We start from the raw sequence: 17,211 nt of genomic DNA on the forward strand, positions 1-17,211 counted from the left end.
TATGGGGGAATCTATCAGAGTAGACAGCGATTATTTTTTCGTTAGATAAGAAAGGAGCTTATGCGAACAGTTAAGCTACTCAGGGCTGGTAGTGGCTGCTGGAGGCGCTGAGTGCTTAACGACATCATTTGTTGCATTGATACTTACCCCCTCTGATTTCTCTTATGTTCACTCGACACAAGAGCCAATTACTCCTTACAGTAACAACAGCTAATCCTCTTTAGACCTAATAGATGTTAATGCCGATGAGATTATTCCTGTTGGTATTGCAATTAATCCAAGACCTATAATCAGCAAAACGAATGTAAAAATACGTCCTCCAACGGTTATAGGATATATATCTCCATAACCTACTGTGGTCAATGTCACTACAGCCCACCACAAGCAGTCAAAAAGCGAGCGAAACGCTTCTGGCTGTGCTGTATGTTCAAAGTAATAAATTCCTAAACCCGCTAAATATATAAGCATCATGCTGGTTAATAAGAATATAACGAGCTCTTCTTTTACCGAATATAAGGCTTTAATAAACCTAAGAGAGGCTTGATTATATCGTAGCAACTTTAGTATTCGAGCTAAGCGTAAAAGCCTAATTATCCTTAAAGTTCTCAAATCAACAGCAAAAGTGAGATAAAAAGGGAGGATTGCGATCAAATCAATCAATCCATAAAAGCTAAAGATAAATTTAATGCGTCTCTCAGCCAATATCACTCGCACTACATACTCGATTGTGAATATGATGGTAACCACCACTTCAGAGTATCGTAGGAATTTCTTTTCACCAGGCGTTAGATTAGGAAGAGTGCCAAAAGAAAAACAAAATAGTGAATAAACAATAAGAAGTGAGATGCACCAAGTAAACGCCGGCCTATCTAAAACATTTCTATCCATGCTGCTAATAATTCCCTATAAGTTAGTCTGTGATTTTTATTATGTTTGATTAACCTTTGTTTTAATACATTATCATGGCAAATTTTACGACTATTCTGTTGTTTGAAAGGGTCGTTACAAACCATCACAACCTGACCTCTAAAAGGCTCATATCGCTGTATGCTGTATTCTTGCAGAGCAGAATAGCTCTTACATTATTTCCGCCGAAAGTGGCCACGAGAGAAATCCACTTAAGCGGGATGACTGTGTGCTCTAAGCAGGTCACTCATGTTGCATGTTGTAAAAAAAAGAAATTTATTGAGAGAAGCAGAACGCTCGAAGAGTACCAAATCACAAATCGCAGGCAAAAAAAAACCTGCTATAAAAGCAGGTTTTCTTTAATCATGGTGCCCAGAGACGGAATCGAACCGCCGACACGAGGATTTTCAATCCTCTGCTCTACCGACTGAGCTATCTGGGCAAGTGCGGCGTATTATATACGAGCCTCTTATCGCGTCAATACTTTTTTTAAATTATTTTAAACAATCACTTAGAAGCCCTTTGCATCTGCTATCATGCTGCTTAAATAAAGGAGACACTGCATGCTACATATCGTTCTTTTCCAGCCTGAGATCCCGCCTAACACGGGGAATGTGATTCGCCTATGTGCTAATACAGGCTACCAGCTACATTTGATCGAACCATTAGGTTTTGATTTAGAGGACAAAAAACTGCGTCGCGCAGGCCTAGACTATCATGAGTTCGCCAACCTAAAACGCTACCCTAATTTTGACGCCTTCGTTGAGCAGAACGAGACAGGTACTATTTACGCACTGACCACGAAAGGCAGTCATACTCACAGTGAAGCCGAGTTCCAAGCCAACGATGTGTTGGTATTTGGTCCAGAGACTCGTGGTTTGCCCGCAGAGTTTATTGAAGCCTTGCCGCCTGCGCAAAGGTTAAGATTGCCTATGCAAGCAAGTTCCCGCAGCCTAAATTTGTCTAACACTGTGGCGGTCATGGTGTATGAATCCTGGCGTCAGCTTGACTATGCCATGCCAGCGAACCTGAATGAATGAAGTGAGCCTACATGAACGCTTTTCCATTGTTACTAAAACGTAGAAACCGCCGTAGAGAATTTCGTAAAAAAATCCATCGTCACGATGTGAAAGATCTGCAAAAGCGATTTCTGCTGTTTGCTGGAGTAATCGCCGCTCATAGCATTGCGATGGTGAGTTTCGAGGATTTAAATTGGTGGCAAGCCTTCTGGTTGACCATGACGTCTGCCAGTACCACAGGTTATGGTGATATCTCGGCAGCGACCTTTTGGGGGCAGTTTTCCACCATAGTGCTCATTTATGGCATGGGTATCACACTGCTAGCGCAAATTGCCAGTGACTATGTCGAGCTCAGAATCACCCGAAAAGAATTGCACATTAAAGGCCGCTTGGAGTGGACTAAAATGAACGACCATATCTTAATTATCAATACCCCAAAATATAATGCCGAGAGCTACTTAGAGCTGCTCATTTCACAGGTCTGCTCTACACCTGAACTAGAAGACACACCAATTCAAATTCTGACACCAGATTTCCCTGAAGGGCTTCCACCTAAACTGCGTAATTTAGGTGTCGTGCATTTAACAGGCGATGCGACAGAAGAAGACATGCTGCTAAGCGCAGGGGTTAAAACGGCTAAGTACATTATTGTGCTAGCACCAGATGTACAAGACGGTCATTGCGACAGCTTAACCTTTGATATATTGCATCGCATTAAGTCCTACAACACACCGGCTTTCATCATGTCTGAGGCGATTAATGACAATAACCGCGCCCGTTTTCGCAGCGCTGGGGCAAATGCCGTCATACGCCCTGTTCGAGCGTACCCTGAAATGCTGGTGCGTTCCCTTATTGCGCCGGGCACAGAGCAGGTACTGGAAAACCTATTTCGCCATCAAGGGGACCACACTATCCGCCTTGATATACACCTAGAGCAGGTGACTTGGTCAAAAGTCGTGATCACCTTAATACAAAACGACATAGGCACAGCCCTTGGCTACGAAGACCGTGATGGTAAGATCATTACCCACCCACAGACTGGCAGCAGCATTACCACGAACTCATTGATCATTTTAGTCAATGACGATCAGCCCCTACCACCCGCTGATGATATTCGCAGGCTCTTTCTATAAGACATAAAAAAACCCGTAACATTGACCCTAATAAGGTCTGTGTTACGGGTTCTCTACGGGGCTAAGCGGCTCTTACAGCTGGCCGGTCAACACCAAGTACTTTTCCATTAACTGCTCCTCTGTTTCCTTATGATTCGGATCTAAAGGAATACAGTCTACTGGGCAGACTTGCTGACACTGAGGTTCGTCAAAATGACCCACACACTCAGTACATTTAGCAGGCTCAATGACGTAAATTTCATCACCTTGAGAAATCGCTTCATTTGGACACTCAGGTTCACATACATCACAGTTAATGCATTCATCAGTGATGATCAGAGACATTACTCACTCCTAAAAACGCTTAATTATCAGCAATAAGCGAAATTATTAATTAAAGGTTGCCATAGTGTTCTTTTAAAACACGTGCGACTTCTGGGTTCACGAATTGACCGAAGTCGCCATTCAATGAGGCAATTTCGCGTACCAATGTCGAAGAGATATACGAATGCTTCTCCGACGGCGTTAAAAATAAGCTTTCAACATCTGGTGCAATAGCACGGTTCATATTGGCTAACTGGAACTCGTATTCAAAGTCTGACACGGCGCGTAAGCCACGCACCACAACGTTGCCATTTACTGAGCGAGTAAACTCCGTTAGCAAATTATCAAAGCCAACAACCTCTACGTTAGACAAATGGCCTAACACTTTCTTTGCTAGCTCAATACGCAATTCATGAGAAAGCACAGGACGTTTCTTAGGGCTCGCAGCAACCGCTACGATAACCTTTTCAAACAGTTTCGACGCACGTTCTACCAAATCCATATGGCCGTTCGTGATAGGGTCAAATGTACCCGGATAAACTGCAATCGTACTCATAGCTTTCATCCAAAATGATTAAGGGATCAGCGGCTGGGATTAGCCTAGGCATCACGCCTGTTTATTATATTTCCCATTGTGGGGTCGCATAATATAGGAATACGACTCTGTACTCAATTCGCCCTTATTATCGCAGTCATTGACGCACTGTATATAAGGGCGATGGAGTTAGACAACAAATGGCGCCAAGAACTGCTTCAAGAAGGTAATCGCCAAGAAGATAAAGATAGGCGACAAGTCCAAACCACCAAGTGGCGGAATGAAACGCTGGCATGTTTGATATAAAGGCGATGTGATTTGCCCCACCAACATGGCTCCCGGATGGCTTGCCCCAGGCGCAACCCAGCTAAGAATGACAGAAATCAACATTGCCCAGAAATACAGATCCAGCAAATGGTACAAGGTGCCACCCAAGGTATAAATCGCATAGCTTAGAGGTGCGATGGATACCCCTTTAATGGTGACGATCAGTATTAATGTCACCAGCTGTACTAACAAAGCCAATACCAAAGAGGCCGTATCAAGGCGGCCAATCGAAGGTACGATTTTGCGCAGCGGTAAAACTAGCGGGCTTGTGGCTTTCACCACCCCTTGGCTAATAGGGTTATAAAAATCAGCTCGAGTTAATTGCAATACCATGCGCAATAACACGACAAATAAATATAAGTTGCCCAGTGTTTTAATTAACAGAATAAAAGGATCTGAATTCATGATCGGTTTTCCTTATTTCGCCGCGAAGTCACGGGCCATTTCTTTCGAACGTTTCACACAAGCCGACATTGCATCATCGACGATTGTATCAATGCCTGCGGCTTCAAAAGATAACACCGCTTGCTCTGTCGTGCCGTTAGGAGAAGTAATATTGCGACGCAACTGAGCAATAGGCGCCTCCAGCTCGGTAGCCATTTTTGCAGCCCCCAGCATAGATTGAGTCGCCAACTTACGGCTCGTCGCTTCATCCAGCCCTTGTGCCACACCACTTTTGATCATGGCTTCTAGGAAGCGGAAGAAATACGCAGGAGAACTCCCTGACAAGCTGGTCACACCGTGCATGTGGTCTTCGTCTGTTACCCAAGCAGAATCACCAACGCGGCTAAACAATTCACTTACCCAGCTTTTTTGCTCGTCTGTTGTCTGTTGGTTGGCAATTAACCCACTCATACCAGCACCCAGTTGGGATGGGGTGTTTGGCATACAACGTACCACAGCAACGTCTTTGTTCAACCATTGTTCAATGGCGCTGCGTTCAACACCTGCGGCCACGGAAATGTACATTTGGCCTTCACGCACTTGTTCAGCAAAGTCTTCTATTACTCCCTGCATTTGCGCAGGTTTCACACACAATACCACCACATCTGCTTGAGTGACGGCTTGGTTGTTATCCGCCAACATGCGAATACCATACTCTTGCTGGAAAGCTTCACGCTTTTCTGCTGTGCGAGAGGTACCGATAATGTTTTGCGCTGCATAACCACTTGCGATCATGCCACTAATAATGGCTCTAGCCATGTTGCCTACACCAATAAAGGCGACGTTTGCTGTCATTCTATTTCCTATTACTACAATGGATTAAGGTATGAATTTCGACGTTTTGACCAAGCTATTCTTAACGAGACGCATAGTCTCGTGCACCAAAAATCGCGGTGCCAATTCGAATCATGGTGCTGCCAGAAGCAATTGCCGCGGGCATATCTCCTGTCATTCCGATCGATAATGTATCTATCATATTGTCGCCTTCTTTTAATTCAAGGAAGGCTTGCTGTAAGGGCGCATAAACTTTTTGTTGCGCTTGCTGATCCGAGCATGGCGCAGGAATCGCCATTAGCCCTCTTAGGGTCAAACCCGGTAGACTGTTTATTAATTCGACCATATCATCTAGTTCGGAAAACGCAATGCCCGCTTTACTTTCTTCGCCACTGATATTGATCTGTATACAGACGTTCAAACTGTCTAAATGACTGGGGCGTTGCTCGCTTAAACGACGGGCAACTTTTTCTCTATCTATGGTATGTACCCAATCTGCATGTTCAGCGATTTGACGAGTTTTGTTCGATTGAATAGGGCCAATAAAATGCCATTCAATGTCGCTCAATTGCTCAAGAATTTGGCGCTTTTCCACCATTTCCTGCACGTAGTTCTCACCGAATAAACGCTGGCCTGCGTCGTATGCGGCTTGCAGAGCGCTAACAGGTTTCGTTTTACTAACCGCCAATAATTTTACCGCGCCCTGCGGACGGGCGAATGCTTGCTCGTACTCACTTATCTTGGCGACGACATCCACTAAATTATCGGCAACTTGCTGGCTCTCGGTGATCATTAAACGTTTTCTCCTAACAAAAAAATGGCTTAACGAATTAAGCCATTTAACTATATGTTATCCACAAAGCGATATTTGAACGGATCGATTAAGATTGGTTCGGGTAAAGCTCTGACGTAGTTGCGTACAATTCACCGTGGAACTCGATGCGGAAGCCATTAGATGATTTCAAAGAGTTCGCTGCGTACAACGCCGATTTGTATAGCTCTTCTACAGAGGAACACTCAGGATAGAAGGCAACACCAAGCGCAATACCGTCTTGTACCAAACGATTGGTTTTGTATTCAGGCTTTTGCAACGTCTTGAGTAACTTAGTACCCACGACTTCGGCATCTTCCATATTTTGAATACGGATACCAATCACCAACTCACGCTCTTCAAAATGCGCCACAAGATCATTATCGCGTACGGTCTCTGTTACCACTTCAGCAAAGGCACGTAACTCATCTGGGTCCAGCTTAGAAGTAGACAGTATTTTCACAGACAATAGTGCGACACGCTGAAAATGACGGCGACAGTCTTTCAGCATCAATTCAAAGCTGTTTTCGAAGCTATAGCGATTCAAAAAGCCAGTGACAGCATTTCTGTGACTGTCTTCCAGCAATAGGCGGTCTGCTTTATCACGAGTAAGCGCGGCTTGGATCCAGCCTGCATAGGTTTGCAAAGCCAATTCCATCAATGATGTATTAATCGCATTCTGAGCATTCTGAAAAACAAGCGTCAACTGAATTTTTCCGTCGCTGCTTGGCGTACTTACCATAGACAATGACGTGAAACCGTTCTCTTCATAAAACTCACGCCATATTTGCCAATGCTTCGCATCACGCAGACTGTCTTCATGTCTGATAGGGCAAGAAGGACTGGCAGCAAACGTCAGCAAAGACTGAGGGATGCTCGTTAGATCACCTTGATGATTCGCTAGTTTCTTAGACACATCATCCATGGATTTAACTTGCCATTCTAGACAGTCTTTATCGCACTCCAAAAACAAGCAGTAAGCAAACTTCATGGATGCACGAATTTTCGCATGGATATCCACCATCATACCCGTCAGCGCCACGCCTTTTGCGATGGGCTCTAACATTTGCGATGAGTAATCAAAAAGGCTTCGTATAAAGTCTCTTTCTTTCTCAGCTAAGGTTGCTCTTGTTCGTAATACTTCTGTCGCATCCGACGAAGTATTCGGTACATTTATATCCATAAAAAGAACCGTCATTAATTGATCATTTAGACAAGCTTAACTCGCCTATAAAAAAAGTAAAGTAAGACCAAGATACAACCCGACCCTTGCTCTTCCTTATCCAAGAGGAAAAATGTTAACGGTTAGCAAAAACACACTGACCAGAAACATAAGTGGCTAATACTTTACCAGTAAAAGACTCGCCTATGTACGGCGAATTGTGCCCTTTTGTTTTTCGGTTTTCGGGCGTCCATTGCCACTGTTCGTCCTCTTTATATAGCACGAAATCAGCAAAGCTACCCACGGCAAGAGAACCTGCCTCTAGACCAAAGCACGACGCAGGTCCTGCTGTAATACGACTCAGGATCGTCGCATGATCTAAACCTTGTTCCACCAGCTGTAAAGCCAAGGGTAATAACACTTCCACGTTGGCCATACCGGGAGCGGTCGCGGCAAATGGCGCAACTTTAGCCATTTTTTCATGAGGCTGATGGTCCGAACAAATTGCTGAGATCACGCCATTCTTGATCCCTTCGATCAGCGCTAGGCGATCCGCCTCGCTACGTAGCGGAGGGATAACATGGTAATGACCATCAAATTGATTCAAGACACTGTCGGTTAACAATACGTTATGGATGGCCACATCGGCGGTAACATCTAGACCCGCCGCACGCGCATTGGCGATCATTTCAACGGATTTTGCGCAAGAGATACGTGCGAAGTGAGCCCGTACACCTGTTTTCTCGATTAACAATAAATCGCGCATCAGGGCGATGGTTTCCGCCGTTTCAGGAATACCCGCCAAACCGTGAGCCGTCGACATCAAACCTTCATGGGCACAACCGCCTTCAGATAAACTCACTTCATCTGAGTGGAAAACCACCAATAAATCATTGGAAGCGGCGTACTCTAACGCACGAGTCAGAATTTTGCTGCTGGCCATCGGATGACGATGGTTCGATAACGCAATACAACCAGCATCCGTCAAAGACACCATGTTGCTTAAGTGTGCACCGTCTAGACCTTGAGTTAAAGCACCTAACGGAAACACATTGGCCATGCCTGCTTCATCGGCTTTATCTTGGATGAGAGCCGCCACAGAAGGCGTGTCAACAATCGGTTTTGTATCTGGTGGGCAGATCAAGGTGGTCACACCACCCGATACCGCGGCACGACCTTCACTGGCGATGCTGCCTTTTTGGGAAAAACCAGGTTCACGTAGCGACACCGCTAAATCGACTAATCCAGGTAGTACCCAAAGGCCGCTGGCATCCACTTCTTGTGCATCGTCAAAATCCGCTGGGGCTTCGCCAATCGCAACAATTTTTTGGTTGTCAATAAACAGATCTGCCTGTGTATCTAAACCTTGGCTAGGGTCCATCAGTCGACCATTACGAATTCGTAATTTCATTTAGACATTCTCCCCCGCTGAATTACTGTCTTCTATTGTTTGCAACTGGCCGCTCATCGCCATGGATAAGACAGCCATGCGCACGGCGATGCCGTTGGTTACTTGGTTCAAAATTACTGAATGCTCGCCGTCTGCCACTTCCGAAGAGATTTCCACGCCGCGATTGATTGGCCCTGGGTGCATCACAATGGCATCTGACTTAGCCCAAGATAAGGCTTCTTCTGTGAGGCCGTATAATCGGTAAAATTCACTTTCACTTGGCAATAAGCCGCCCGCCATACGCTCTTTCTGTAAGCGCAGCATCACGACGACGTCGACATCACGTAGGCCCGCTTCTAGATCATGACAAATGGTCGCACCCATTTCTGAGAAGTAACTTGGCACTAGGGTTTTTGGCCCTACTAAGCGAACTTCATCGACCCCTAGGGTGGTGAGCGCATGCAATTGAGAACGCGCCACGCGTGAATGAAGAATGTCACCAACAATCGCCACTTTCAGCCCGTCAAATTGGCCTTTATGTCGACGGATAGTCAGCATATCTAACATTGCCTGTGTCGGGTGTGCGTGTCGTCCGTCCCCCGCGTTAATGATGGCAACATTAGGCGTGCAATGCTCAGCAATGAAATGCGCTGCGCCACTGTCTGAGTGACGTACCACAAACATATCACTTTGCATGGCTTCAAGATTTTTCAGAGTATCAAGTAAAGATTCGCCTTTCGAGGTGGCCGAGGTCTCTATGTTTAGGTTGATGACATCGGCAGAAAGGCGTTTCGCGGCAAGTTCGAAGGTGGTACGTGTACGAGTAGAGTTTTCAAAAAATAAATTTACGACCGTCTTACCGCGTAAAAGGGGAACTTTTTTAACCGATTGCTCCCCCATGGATAGGAAAGAATCCGCTCTATCGAGGATTTCTGTCAAGATGGTTTTATCTAATCCATCCAAGGTTAGGAAGTGCTTTAGTTGACCGCGCTCATTTAGCTGTAGTGCCCGAGGGTCGGATCGCATCATGGTTTGCTTTCCTCAAACTGTGAAGGCTGTGTCGCCTTGCTCTGTTTCTAAATAGGGTATCCAAAGTCTAGTTCATGCCAAAGGAGTGCATCATATCGAGCAAGCCTTTGTGTGCTTTTAGCTGACCATTTTTGCTGTTTCCATCAGTGCGACAGATAGAGGATCAGGTCCAGATAACTTGATACGCTGGTGCGCTTGTAGCGACAGTGTTTCACCAACGATATCTGCACTAATAGGTAATTCGTGACGCCCCAGATCATAAAGAATCGCTAAGCTGATGCTGGCAGGACGGCCAAAGTCGAAAATTTCATTCATGGCTGCACGGATAGTACGCCCAGACATCAACACATCGTCTACCAAAATTACATGGCGACCTTCAATGGAAGGCAGCAGAGTTTGATTCACTTTAGGGTTTAAGCCTGCGCGAGTGAAGTCATCACGATAAAAGGTGATATCCAGTGTTGCTAACGGCTCTTGGGTTGGTACGGCGTCTAAGAGTTGCTTGGCAACCCATACTCCGCCAGTGTGAATACCAACGACAATAGGGTTGTAAATATTCTTTTGCAGACAGTATTCTGCAATTTTCGTCTTCATCGACGATATCGACTGTTCTACATCTAATTTCATTGCCACCTAGTACCTTCGTTGAATTCTCGACAAATGCCTAACATGTGCAGGTATTTTATCCTATTAGGCGAGGATATTCGCTACTTTATTGCGATTCCATAAACCAAGTTTCAACGATCATTTGGGCGGCTAAACCATCCACTGAATTTTCTTTAAAATTACGATGACCACCTTGAGCAATTACCTGTCCTTTCGCTTCATAAGAGGACAAACGCTCATCCATCATGAAATAAGGGCGGTTAAAACGACCATGCAGACGTTTGGCAAATTTACGAGCACGCTGACACATTTCATTTTCTGTGCCATCCATATCCAAAGGCAAACCCACCACAAATGCATCGGGCTGCCACTCGTCCACTAACTTGGCGATTTCGTCCCAGTTCGGAATACCATCTTTTGCTTTAAGCGGGGCCAGCGGTCTTGCTGTGCCCGTAATGCTTTGGCCGATCGCTGCGCCCATTCGGGAGGTACCAAAATCAAAGCCCAATACTGAGTTAACAATATTGGGCTTTTGCTGATCACTTGATGAAGGTGTTGCTGTCATTAACCATGTCCTATGTCCGGTGAAAGTCGCGTGATATCAATTCCCAGCACATTCGTTGCCGCTGAAAACTGCAGTTCGCTTGGTGTATGGAATAATACGTCTAAATCCGCTTCACATACTAGCCAATCATTATTCGCAATTTCTTCTTCTAACTGACCTCCATCCCACCCTGCACAACCTAACGTGACTCGAAAGTCTCTTGGCCCCTTACCTTCCGCTATATTCTCAAGGGTTTCTAAGGAAGCTGACAAAGATACTTCATCGGTAATTTTTAAGGTATTTCCCCAAGATTTCTCAGCCGAGTGCAAAATAAAGCCACGTTCAGCTTCTACTGGTCCACCTGTATATATCAACTCGGACGCCAGTCTAGGGTTCGCCACCTGAATACCAAGGTGATCCGCCAATTCCGAAAAGTCGATACTAGAAGGTCGGTTAATGATGATGCCCATAGCGCCATCGTGGTTGTGTTCGCAAAGATAAATTACGGTATGTTCAAAGTGCGGGTCATCAAGGTGAGGCATAGAAATAAGGAAGTGATTTTTAAACGAATCAAAAAATGCAGTCATATTGTTGAGCCCTCTTTTATATAAAGCGCAGGGTTCGCGCCAAGGATAGGTCTAGGTGTTAGACCAAAAAAAACAGCTAAAAATCTCAGCTGATTCAATGCAGTATAGGCGAAGGTTGGGATTTACCCAGCCAAAACATGTTTTTTTATGTTGTACGGCTTCAAAATTAACCAATCGGGCAGTAAAATAGAAAATTCATACAGCTTGAGCTGTCGGTCATCTTGTTTAATACGGAAAATAAGTATGTTCATAGCAATGCCTCATCCGCAAACTCAATTGATGCGCAGCCATTATTGCGCTGAATCAATTGATCTGCGCTTATTTTTCCACAGTGGTTGGTCTTCCTAGCCTGCTGGTTTTGTCCCTTTATTTTCGATGAAACTCGTAACACGCTAATTTTTAGGAGCACTACCATGAAACTTGAAGCCGTTGACTACACCAGCGCCACTGCACAACAAGACTTTGTTAAATCCTTGCACGAAACAGGCTTTGGGGTCTTAAAAAACCACCCTATCCAAAAAGCCTTAGTCAGTGCAATTTATGCGGAGTGGCAGACTTTTTTCGATGCTGATAGCAAATATGACTATCGCTACAACGTTGGCACTCAAGACGGTTATTTCCCGCCCGATGTTTCTGAAACGGCCAAAGGCCACACTAAGAAAGACATTAAGGAATACTTCCATTACTACCCTTGGGGCCAATGCCCTGCAGACAAGAAAGCCAAACTGGCTCAATACTACAGCGAAGCCAACGACTTGGCGGCTGAGCTGTTGACTTGGGTAGAAACGTTCACGCCTGCCGATATTGCGAAGCACTATTCGCAAACCCTTTCGAGCATGGTGGATGGCAGCGACCAGACCCTACTTCGAGTATTGCATTACCCGCCACTTAAAGGTGATGAAGAGCTAGGCGCTATCCGTGCGGGTGCTCATGAAGACATTAACCTGCTCACTATCTTACCTTCAGCGAATGAGCATGGCCTGCAAGTGAAAGCCAAAGACGGTAGCTGGATGGATGTGCCTTGTGACTTCGGCACCTTGATCGTCAACATTGGTGACATGCTTCAAGAAGCCTCTGGTGGCTACTTCCCATCAACGTCCCACCGTGTCATCAATCCAGAGGGGGCTGACAAAACTAAGTCGCGTATTTCTTTACCTTTGTTCTTACACCCTAAACCCGAAGTGGTGTTATCGGAACGCCATACTGCAGGCAGCTACCTGCATGAAAGACTGGTCGAGCTTGGTGTTATCTAAATAATAAAACGCCCAACAGCAAGCACTGTTGGGCGTTTTATTTTATGGCCTATTGGTCTACTTAGTTATAGATCAATACCTTTTGCTTTCAGCAAGTCCGCAACGTCAACGATTTTACCCGTTTTTACGGATTCCTCTGCTGCACAACCTACCACAACAGACCAGAAACCTTCTTCTACCGTTGCACTGTCTGATTCTTTGCCAGCCATTTGGTCCGCGAAAGCCACGTGTTCAAACCACGTTGCCCCATTGTGACCAGACGCTTCGATCAGTTTCGGATAGCTTGGCTGAGAAGTTTTAGAGGGACGATTTTGACCACAGAAAACTTCCATTTCCGTGCGCAAACGCGCATTTTCACTAAAGTCTTCAATCTCGGCGGCTTTCACTCGACCCTCATCGCCACACACCAGTAATTCTTCGTGGAACATAGGGGCGAACATGCACAGGTTGAAGCCAGCACGGACACCGTTTTCATATTCTACAGTTACAAAAGCGCTGTCTAGAATGTCGGACTTCTCACCTTTAAACTCAAAATCACGGAAGTTAGTCGACTGAGAGCCATTGGCGTAAACGCGTACAGGGCGAGACTGGGCGAATAAGTTCATTAGGTCAAAGTAGTGGCAGCATTTCTCTACCAAGGTACCACCTGAGTATTTAGAGAACTTGTTCCACTGATTAACCTTGTCTAGGAAAGGAATGCGGTGCTCCATGATGTTGATCATTTTCACATCGCCCACAGCTTTGCGCTCTAGCACTTCATGAATGGCTTCACTGTAAATAGACTTATAACGGTATTGCAGACCAATTTGCAGTACAGAACCGTACTCTTTGGCCATTTTGGTGATTTCGTAAGCATCTTCTAATTTGGTTGCCATCGGCTTTTCCATGAAGATGTGCTTGCCAGATTTGATCGCAACTTTTAGTACGTCTAGGTGAGTGTAGTTTGGCGTACAGATCAGAATGCCGTCTACTTCTGGATCATTACAAGCAGCCTCTAGGCTTTCGTAAACCTTGAAGTCTTCATCGGTAATTTTAGCGAACTCTTCTTTCGCTACTTTAATACTGCGTTCATTAAGATCGAATACACCATGAATCGCTGAGCGCCCAACACGGGTGGCAACACGCATGTGCTCCATTCCTATCATGCCACAGCCGATTAAGCTGACTTTAAATTGAGCGGGCTCTTTTGCGAAAAAGTGGCGCTCTTCTTCATTGATGTAATGGAAAGCTGGGCCTGTGTAGCTGAATAATTGACCGTCTATTTTTTCTCTGCTCATGATGCCTGTCCTAACAAATTATTAGTTTTATTTTGTGGGCTTAAGATAGAAAAACAGCATCATAATGTCTAATATATCTTTCTATCATCTTTAATATAAAAAACGTCTTATGCGCTTTAGAAAATTACATTACTTTGTTACCGTCGCTGAGGAGTTGCATTTTGGCCGTGCGGCCGCGCGCTTACACATAGCGCAGCCCCCTCTCTCCCAGCAAATCAAAGCCATCGAAGATGAAATGGGCGCAAAGCTGTTTGAACGCAGCAGTCAAAAAGTCACCCTAACGCCCGCTGGGGCAGCGTTTTTACCCCAAGCCAGAGCCATGATAGAAAATTGGGAAAAGGTCCAAGAATCGGTTCGAGGCGTGGCAACAGGCAAAGTGGGTAATTTGTCACTGGGCTTTGTTTGGGCAGCAGGGACACCGCATTTTTCTGCGGGTATTGCCTCCTTTAAACAAAACAACCCAGACATCACTCTTAACCTAGAGGAAATGACCACCAGCCAAGCTCTGGACGCTTTGCATGCAGAAAAGCTCGATATAGCTATGGTGCTTTATAATCCGCTTATGGACACCGCTGATTTAGAACACCAGCACTATGAGAGCCAGCAACATATTTTGGCGCTGCCGGAACATCACCCTTTGGCTGAGTTAACGGTTGTCCCACTCATTAAACTGCACCAGTTACCCTTTATTTCTTTTGCTCGCCAAGCCCACCCATCACTCTATGATCAAATCATGCATCACCTACACAGCGCCGGTGTAGAGCCCGACATAGTGCAGGTCGCACGCCTTACACAAACCACTAGAACATTAGTGGCAGCGGGCGTTGGCATTGCCTTAGTGCCTGACTCTACCCAGTTTGATCAGCGCGAAGGTCTTACCTTTCGCCCTATTGAAGGTAAATTACCTGAACTGGCCATTCACTTTATGTGGCGTAAAAATAGCCAGAGCCCTTTAATGAGCCGCTTAATTGAACATTTACAAGAGCATGGTGTTCGGGGGCAATAAAGCTTGAGTCAAAAAAAACCAGTGGCCATAGGCCACTGGTTAAACGGAACATCAAACTCATATTGCGATTGGTTTTAGCGAATTATTGTTGCGCCATGTAAGCTTTGTCGATCGACGCTTCACAAGCATTGACAGCGTTTTGTGTGATATCCACCCACTTAGCACCGTACTCTGTAATAAACCAATCACGAACCGGCTTAGCCGCCGTTTGGAATTGTGCTTTTTCATCCGCTGTTGGTGCGTAAATCGTACCGCCAGCGGCTTTGAAAGCATTGTAAGCTTCGATTTGGCGGCGCTTAGGCATAACCGTCGTCACCATGCGTAGCGCATCAAAACCATCTATCATGATGTGCTGAAGATCTTCTGGCATATCTTTTAGGGAATCGTTATTCATCCACCACATAGACGCCATGTAAGCGTGACCATCCAGCGTCATGTATTTAATGTGCTCGTTAAATTTCATCCCCATGATATCGGTAATACCGTTTTTAGAGCCTTCCACTAAGCCAGTTGCCAAAGATGTGTAAACCTCAGGCCATGGCACTGCGGTTGGGCTGCCACCCATGGACTTTACCAATTCCATTTGGATTGGTGAGTTAATGGTACGGATTTTTAGGCCCTTCACATCAGCAGGTGTTTTGATCTGTGTGTCAGTTGTCGCAAAGTTACGCCAGCCGCCAGTGTTACCGATCGTCATTAGACGCAAGCTGCCCGTTCTGTCCAAAAGCTCTTTACGGATAGGACCCGCCAATAGTTCGCTGTTTAGCGCACACTCAGCAATACGATCGCTTGGGAACATATAAGGAATGTCTAGCGCTTGGATTTCAGGGAAGACGTTGGCTAACCCCCCTGTTGTGGTATTGAACACCTGAATTAGGTTGGCCTGTAGGGCCTCAATACACTCCGTTGGGTTACCACACAGCTGGCCACCAGAATAAATATTCACTTGGATACGGCCATTCGACTGAGCTTCCACGTAGTCTTTCAGTACCACGGCACCGTCGTAATCTTCATCACTAGTGTTTGAAAGATGAACAATGTTGAACTCATAGTCGGCTGCTAGCGCAGGCAGAGCGGCAACCGCCATAGAGGCCGCAACAAGTGTTGGGGCGAATTTGCTGGCAGTCGATTTTAAGAAGGTAGTTTTTTTCATTACGAAAGCTCCGTTGTTATTTTTTTAAAGCACTCATGTTATGGAAACATTAAAAGCAGGCTTACCAAATGACACGTTTTTTCATGGTGACATTTAGTGTTTTCTTGCTATGATGGTTTTATATCTTATATAAGACATGTAGTGCAAGAAAAGAACAGTTTTTTTTCTTACCTTTAGGTATTCTTAGATAAAAAAGTGATAGGAAACAAAATGGCCAGCAGTAATAAACCCGCACCGACTTTCAAACCCCTCTACCAGCAAGTACAAGAGCTGATCACCGTTCGTATTATTGAGGGTGTTTGGAAACCTGGCGAAATGCTGCCGAGTGAATTCCAACTGGCAGACTTATTAGGCGTTAGCCAAGGTACGGTTCGTAAGGCGCTTAACGCTCTGACGGAAGACAATGTCTTGTTCCGTCGTCAAGGGGTAGGCACCTTTGTTTCTGAACACACCTTACAAAAGATGCTGTTCCACTTTTTCCATTTTAAAAGCGACAATGGCGATGTGGCGGCTGAGTTGCCTAACGCCAAGCTGATCGCCACTCGTCTTATTCACCCAAGCGACGCCATACGCCAAATTCTTGAGCTTGAAAACGATGATCAAGTGATCGAAATTCACCGAGTTCGATTTGTCCAAGATGCCAGCAGTATTCGTGAGTTAATCTATCTTCCAGCGCGCTATTTCGCGGATTTAGAACAGGTCGAGAAATTGCCCCATTCTTTGTATAACTACTATCAACAGCAGTTCAACATTACCATCCACAAAGCCACCGACAGCATCAAGGCGGTGCTGAGCACTGAGCAAGATAAGGACGTATTGAATGTCGAGCTGGGTCAGCCCTTATTAGAAGTAGCTCGTACGGCAAAATCGTTGGATGGTCGTATTGTGGAGTATCGTCTCAGTCGTGCCAACACCGAGAATCTTCATTATCTTGTCGAACTAAATTAGCGCC

The 17,211-nt window shown here is 45.4% G+C and carries 19 protein-coding genes and 1 tRNA gene; 5 read left to right on the plus strand and 15 right to left on the minus strand.

The genetic code is table 11. The features are described from left to right. Positions 1-210: 210 nt before the first annotated feature. On the minus strand, positions 211-888 hold the full coding sequence (locus ABJF92_RS02985; RefSeq protein WP_446814364.1) for an ion transporter: 678 nt from the start codon (positions 886-888) through the stop codon (positions 211-213). Positions 889-1,272: 384 nt separating this feature from the next. Beyond that, positions 1,273-1,348: transfer RNA gene (locus ABJF92_RS02990), tRNA-Phe, on the minus strand. Between the two features lie 121 nt (positions 1,349-1,469). Here ABJF92_RS02990 and trmL point away from each other — a divergent pair. Next, on the plus strand, positions 1,470-1,946 hold the full coding sequence (gene trmL, locus ABJF92_RS02995; RefSeq protein WP_446814365.1) for a tRNA (uridine(34)/cytosine(34)/5-carboxymethylaminomethyluridine(34)-2'-O)-methyltransferase TrmL: 477 nt from the start codon (positions 1,470-1,472) through the stop codon (positions 1,944-1,946). A gap of 11 nt (positions 1,947-1,957) precedes the next feature. Next, a complete protein-coding gene (locus ABJF92_RS03000) occupies positions 1,958-3,058 on the plus strand; it encodes an ion channel (RefSeq protein ID WP_446814366.1) in 1,101 nt (366 codons plus the stop codon). A 72-nt stretch (positions 3,059-3,130) separates the two neighbouring features. Here the strand turns inward: ABJF92_RS03000 and ABJF92_RS03005 are convergent, their stop codons facing one another. The 11 genes from ABJF92_RS03005 to ABJF92_RS03055 form a co-directional block, all read right to left on the minus strand. Beyond that, a complete protein-coding gene (locus tag ABJF92_RS03005) occupies positions 3,131-3,382 on the minus strand; it encodes a YfhL family 4Fe-4S dicluster ferredoxin (RefSeq protein ID WP_445976638.1) in 252 nt (83 codons plus the stop codon). Positions 3,383-3,431: 49 nt separating this feature from the next. Then, positions 3,432-3,917, minus strand: a complete 486-nt coding sequence (coaD, locus tag ABJF92_RS03010) for a pantetheine-phosphate adenylyltransferase (RefSeq protein ID WP_445976637.1) — start codon at positions 3,915-3,917, stop codon at positions 3,432-3,434. A gap of 168 nt (positions 3,918-4,085) precedes the next feature. Continuing rightward, a complete protein-coding gene (locus ABJF92_RS03015) occupies positions 4,086-4,628 on the minus strand; it encodes a YggT family protein (RefSeq protein WP_446814367.1) in 543 nt (180 codons plus the stop codon). A 12-nt stretch (positions 4,629-4,640) separates the two neighbouring features. Beyond that, positions 4,641-5,462: a pyrroline-5-carboxylate reductase gene (proC, locus tag ABJF92_RS03020; RefSeq protein WP_446814368.1), complete on the minus strand. Its 822-nt coding sequence runs from the start codon at positions 5,460-5,462 to the stop codon at positions 4,641-4,643. Between the two features lie 61 nt (positions 5,463-5,523). Further along, positions 5,524-6,234, minus strand: coding sequence for a YggS family pyridoxal phosphate-dependent enzyme (locus ABJF92_RS03025; protein WP_446814369.1), 711 nt, complete (start codon positions 6,232-6,234; stop codon positions 5,524-5,526). Positions 6,235-6,322: 88 nt separating this feature from the next. Further along, a complete protein-coding gene (locus ABJF92_RS03030) occupies positions 6,323-7,450 on the minus strand; it encodes a diguanylate cyclase domain-containing protein (RefSeq protein WP_446814370.1) in 1,128 nt (375 codons plus the stop codon). Between the two features lie 100 nt (positions 7,451-7,550). After that, on the minus strand, positions 7,551-8,825 hold the full coding sequence (locus ABJF92_RS03035; RefSeq protein ID WP_446814371.1) for a dihydroorotase: 1,275 nt from the start codon (positions 8,823-8,825) through the stop codon (positions 7,551-7,553). Then, positions 8,826-9,833: an aspartate carbamoyltransferase catalytic subunit gene (locus tag ABJF92_RS03040; protein ID WP_446814372.1), complete on the minus strand. Its 1,008-nt coding sequence runs from the start codon at positions 9,831-9,833 to the stop codon at positions 8,826-8,828. Between the two features lie 117 nt (positions 9,834-9,950). Then, the gene (gene pyrR / locus ABJF92_RS03045) at positions 9,951-10,460 is read right to left on the minus strand and encodes a bifunctional pyr operon transcriptional regulator/uracil phosphoribosyltransferase PyrR (protein ID WP_446814373.1); all 510 of its coding nucleotides are present in this window, start codon (positions 10,458-10,460) and stop codon (positions 9,951-9,953) included. A gap of 85 nt (positions 10,461-10,545) precedes the next feature. Next, positions 10,546-11,004, minus strand: a complete 459-nt coding sequence (gene ruvX, locus ABJF92_RS03050) for a Holliday junction resolvase RuvX (protein ID WP_446814374.1) — start codon at positions 11,002-11,004, stop codon at positions 10,546-10,548. Next, positions 11,004-11,570: a YqgE/AlgH family protein gene (locus tag ABJF92_RS03055; RefSeq protein ID WP_446814375.1), complete on the minus strand. Its 567-nt coding sequence runs from the start codon at positions 11,568-11,570 to the stop codon at positions 11,004-11,006. The genes ruvX and ABJF92_RS03055 overlap by 1 nt, the downstream gene beginning before the upstream one ends. A gap of 413 nt (positions 11,571-11,983) precedes the next feature. Here ABJF92_RS03055 and ABJF92_RS03060 point away from each other — a divergent pair, with 413 nt between their 5' ends. Beyond that, complete coding sequence (locus ABJF92_RS03060; protein WP_446814376.1) at positions 11,984-12,823, plus strand: 2OG-Fe(II) oxygenase family protein; 840 nt, start codon at positions 11,984-11,986, stop codon at positions 12,821-12,823. 65 nt (positions 12,824-12,888) lie between these two features. On the opposite strand, the gene ABJF92_RS03065 is transcribed toward ABJF92_RS03060, so the two are convergent. After that, positions 12,889-14,100, minus strand: a complete 1,212-nt coding sequence (locus ABJF92_RS03065) for a Gfo/Idh/MocA family protein (protein WP_446814377.1) — start codon at positions 14,098-14,100, stop codon at positions 12,889-12,891. 109 nt (positions 14,101-14,209) lie between these two features. Between ABJF92_RS03065 and ABJF92_RS03070 the strand changes: the two genes are divergently transcribed. Continuing rightward, positions 14,210-15,106 (plus strand): LysR family transcriptional regulator, encoded by an 897-nt coding sequence (locus ABJF92_RS03070; RefSeq protein WP_446814378.1) that lies wholly within the window; start codon positions 14,210-14,212, stop codon positions 15,104-15,106. A gap of 82 nt (positions 15,107-15,188) precedes the next feature. On the opposite strand, the gene ABJF92_RS03075 is transcribed toward ABJF92_RS03070, so the two are convergent. Beyond that, positions 15,189-16,259: a TRAP transporter substrate-binding protein gene (locus ABJF92_RS03075; protein ID WP_446814379.1), complete on the minus strand. Its 1,071-nt coding sequence runs from the start codon at positions 16,257-16,259 to the stop codon at positions 15,189-15,191. Between the two features lie 210 nt (positions 16,260-16,469). Here ABJF92_RS03075 and ABJF92_RS03080 point away from each other — a divergent pair, with 210 nt between their 5' ends. After that, positions 16,470-17,207, plus strand: coding sequence for a GntR family transcriptional regulator (locus ABJF92_RS03080; RefSeq protein ID WP_446814380.1), 738 nt, complete (start codon positions 16,470-16,472; stop codon positions 17,205-17,207). Positions 17,208-17,211 lie beyond the last annotated feature (4 nt).

It is taken from the genome of Marinomonas sp. (assembly GCF_039940335.1).
Lineage (GTDB): Bacteria > Pseudomonadota > Gammaproteobacteria > Pseudomonadales > Marinomonadaceae > Marinomonas.

What these genes read in the sequence shown, in the direction of transcription:
- ABJF92_RS02985 (WP_446814364.1), bottom strand. Translation starts at nt 888, where the DNA reads ATGGATAGAAATGTTTTAGATAGGCCGGCGTTTACTTGGTGCATCTCA.
- trmL (WP_446814365.1), top strand. Translation starts at nt 1,470, where the DNA reads ATGCTACATATCGTTCTTTTCCAGCCTGAGATCCCGCCTAACACGGGG.
- ABJF92_RS03000 (WP_446814366.1), top strand. Translation starts at nt 1,958, where the DNA reads ATGAACGCTTTTCCATTGTTACTAAAACGTAGAAACCGCCGTAGAGAA.
- ABJF92_RS03005 (WP_445976638.1), bottom strand. Translation starts at nt 3,382, where the DNA reads ATGTCTCTGATCATCACTGATGAATGCATTAACTGTGATGTATGTGAA.
- coaD (WP_445976637.1), bottom strand. Translation starts at nt 3,917, where the DNA reads ATGAGTACGATTGCAGTTTATCCGGGTACATTTGACCCTATCACGAAC.
- ABJF92_RS03015 (WP_446814367.1), bottom strand. Translation starts at nt 4,628, where the DNA reads ATGAATTCAGATCCTTTTATTCTGTTAATTAAAACACTGGGCAACTTA.
- proC (WP_446814368.1), bottom strand. Translation starts at nt 5,462, where the DNA reads ATGACAGCAAACGTCGCCTTTATTGGTGTAGGCAACATGGCTAGAGCC.
- ABJF92_RS03025 (WP_446814369.1), bottom strand. Translation starts at nt 6,234, where the DNA reads ATGATCACCGAGAGCCAGCAAGTTGCCGATAATTTAGTGGATGTCGTC.
- ABJF92_RS03030 (WP_446814370.1), bottom strand. Translation starts at nt 7,450, where the DNA reads ATGACGGTTCTTTTTATGGATATAAATGTACCGAATACTTCGTCGGAT.
- ABJF92_RS03035 (WP_446814371.1), bottom strand. Translation starts at nt 8,825, where the DNA reads ATGAAATTACGAATTCGTAATGGTCGACTGATGGACCCTAGCCAAGGT.
- ABJF92_RS03040 (WP_446814372.1), bottom strand. Translation starts at nt 9,833, where the DNA reads ATGATGCGATCCGACCCTCGGGCACTACAGCTAAATGAGCGCGGTCAA.
- pyrR (WP_446814373.1), bottom strand. Translation starts at nt 10,460, where the DNA reads ATGAAATTAGATGTAGAACAGTCGATATCGTCGATGAAGACGAAAATT.
- ruvX (WP_446814374.1), bottom strand. Translation starts at nt 11,004, where the DNA reads ATGACAGCAACACCTTCATCAAGTGATCAGCAAAAGCCCAATATTGTT.
- ABJF92_RS03055 (WP_446814375.1), bottom strand. Translation starts at nt 11,570, where the DNA reads ATGACTGCATTTTTTGATTCGTTTAAAAATCACTTCCTTATTTCTATG.
- ABJF92_RS03060 (WP_446814376.1), top strand. Translation starts at nt 11,984, where the DNA reads ATGAAACTTGAAGCCGTTGACTACACCAGCGCCACTGCACAACAAGAC.
- ABJF92_RS03065 (WP_446814377.1), bottom strand. Translation starts at nt 14,100, where the DNA reads ATGAGCAGAGAAAAAATAGACGGTCAATTATTCAGCTACACAGGCCCA.
- ABJF92_RS03070 (WP_446814378.1), top strand. Translation starts at nt 14,210, where the DNA reads ATGCGCTTTAGAAAATTACATTACTTTGTTACCGTCGCTGAGGAGTTG.
- ABJF92_RS03075 (WP_446814379.1), bottom strand. Translation starts at nt 16,259, where the DNA reads ATGAAAAAAACTACCTTCTTAAAATCGACTGCCAGCAAATTCGCCCCA.
- ABJF92_RS03080 (WP_446814380.1), top strand. Translation starts at nt 16,470, where the DNA reads ATGGCCAGCAGTAATAAACCCGCACCGACTTTCAAACCCCTCTACCAG.